The following is a 2,405-nucleotide window of genomic DNA, read 5'->3' on the forward strand; positions in this document are numbered from 1 at the left end:
GAACTGCTCGTCGGCATCGCCCACGACCTCGGCACCCCGCTCACCCGCCTCGCCTTCCGCATCGAGGCGCTGCCCGACGCCGCGCGGGGCGCCGCGCGCGGCGATATCGAGGAGATGCAGACGCTGATCGCCGCTGCGCTCGAATTTGCGCGCGGCCGCCGGCGCGAGGTCGAACCGGTCGCGCTCGACATGCTGCTCGCCGACCGCGTCGCGTTGCTCGACGACGATGCCGCGCCGGTCCGCCTCCTGTCGGCACAGCAGCTGGTGGTGAACGCCAACCTCGTCGACCTGATGCGCGTGATCGACAATCTGATCGTCAACGCGCAGCGCCACGGCGGCGGCGGCGAACTCACCCTCCAGCGCGCGGGCGATGCCGCCGAACTCCTCGTGCGCGATCATGGTCCGGGCATCGATCCGGCAACGGCGGCGCGGCTGTTCGATCCGCTCGTTCAGGGCGAAGAGGCCGGCGACCGCGCTGGCATCGGCTTCGGCCTGGGGCTCGCCATCGTACAATCCAATGTCGAAGCGATGGGCGGCTCGATCGCGGCGCACAACCATGAACAGGGCGGCGCACTGTTCCGGATCCTGCTGCCGCTCGGACCCTAGACCGTCGTTCGCAACCGGTCCCGGCGATGACCGCGACCAATGGCTGAAATGGGGTGGTTTGCAGAACGGCTGCTAACGTGCTCGCGGGACACATAGTGGTCGTTTGCGTGAAGCCCCCCAAGATAGTAACGACACCGGATGACCTGCCCTCGCTGCCAGAATATGGATCAACGTGTCCCCATACGGACGCCGGGTGAACTCTTCAAAGTGGTTCGTATTGTTCGACAAGCTCTGGCGGATGGAAACATTGAGCAAATAGATGCGGGACCTATGAAAGGCGTCGTGCCCTTCAACGAATTTTCAGAAGCCGGTCCGCAGGATGATGTGATACTTTATCGTTTTCGATGCCCATCTTGTTCTGAAAACTATGTGCTAGGTGCAGCCACATGGAACGGGACTGGCGGCTCCTGGGATAAGGCGGAGCCGCTCCCGACGGCTTAGTTCGGTCGTTAGCGGCCACCTCCACCGCAACCCCATCCGCGCGTCACGCTGCCATGCGCAGCCGGTTCCGGCCCTCGCGCTTCGCGGTGTAGAGCGCCTCATCGGCGCGCTGGAGCAGTTCCTCGACGCCCGTTTCGCCGGCATAGACCGCCAGCCCGATGCTCACCGTCGCCGGCGGACCGGCGTCGTCGGCGCGGCCGTTGGCATTTTCGATCGCCTGCCGCACGCGTTCGGCGACCAGTTCGGCTGCCTGCGCGCTCGACCGCTGGAGCACGCAGACGAATTCCTCGCCGCCGAAGCGGCCGACCATATCCTCCTCGCGCAGCACCGCCTTGGCGCGCTGCGCGACGCGGCGGATCACCTCGTCGCCGACGCCATGGCCATGGACGTCGTTGATGCGCTTGAAATGGTCGATGTCGAAGATCGCGACCGCCAGCGGCGCGCCATTTTCGCGCGCGCCGACCAGCGCGCGTTCGAGGAAGGCGAGCGTGTGGCGGCGGTTGGGCAGGCCGGTGAGCGCGTCGGTGTTCGCCGCGGTTTCGGCGTCGTTGCGCGCCGCTTCCAGCATGCGGGCGTTGTCGACCGTCTCGGTGACGTCCTGGATCGTGCCGAAGATGCCGACGGGCTTGCCGCCGCGGCTCATTTCGATCGAGCCGTGCGACACGATATCGCGCACCTCGTCGTCGGACCGGATGATCTGTCCACTGAATTCGAACGGCGTACCGCTCGCGATCGCCCGTTCGAGCGTCGTCCGCATGCGCGCCGCATCTTCGGGCATATAGAGGTCGAGGCTGCTCTGCACCGTCATCGGCGTATCGGGTTCGACGCCGTGGATCATATACGCCTGGTTCGACCACTGGATCGTCCAGCGCACCAGGTCGACGCGCCAATGGCCGACGAGCGCCGCTGCCTCGGCCTGCAGCAGCCAGCGGTTGCTCTGTTCGAGCCGCTTGGCCAGCCGCTGGCGTGCGACGAGCAGCGCCGCGAGCGGCAGCGCGGTGAACAGCAGCGTCAACAGATAGAATTGCAGGAACAGCACGATCGTCGTCGGCGATTCGTGCATATGCGCGATCGGGCCGAGCCCATGCCCGGTCATCCACGACGCGATGATCGTGACGATCAGCACGCTGGTCGCCGCGCCGAACGGACCGAGGCGATAAGAGGCGGCAACGACCGCGACGCACGGCAGGAAAGTGACCGGGAACTGCGCCTGCGAGAAGCAGACCGTGGTGATCGCCGCTGCCGCGACCAGGATCGCGGTCGCCTCGACGATGCCGGCGCGGCTGGTGTTGCCGAGCGCACCCGACCGACCGAGCCGCGCGAGCATGACGATCGGCGGGGTGACGATCATCATCCCC

General features: G+C 66.6%; 2 protein-coding genes. One reads left to right on the forward strand and one right to left on the reverse strand.

Annotated elements, in window-relative coordinates; translation table 11 throughout:
- The coding region (locus tag B1A78_RS21465) for a sensor histidine kinase KdpD (protein WP_256839818.1) at positions 1–606 on the forward strand (606 nt) is incomplete at its 5' end.
- A gap of 484 nt (positions 607–1,090) precedes the next feature.
- On the opposite strand, the gene B1A78_RS21470 is transcribed toward B1A78_RS21465, so the two are convergent.
- A partial coding sequence (locus B1A78_RS21470; RefSeq protein ID WP_083734412.1) for a diguanylate cyclase occupies positions 1,091–2,405 on the reverse strand: 1,315 nt, incomplete at its 5' end.

Origin of the sequence: Sphingopyxis sp. KK2 (assembly GCF_001990265.1) — a bacterium.
Taxonomy (GTDB): domain Bacteria; phylum Pseudomonadota; class Alphaproteobacteria; order Sphingomonadales; family Sphingomonadaceae; genus Sphingopyxis.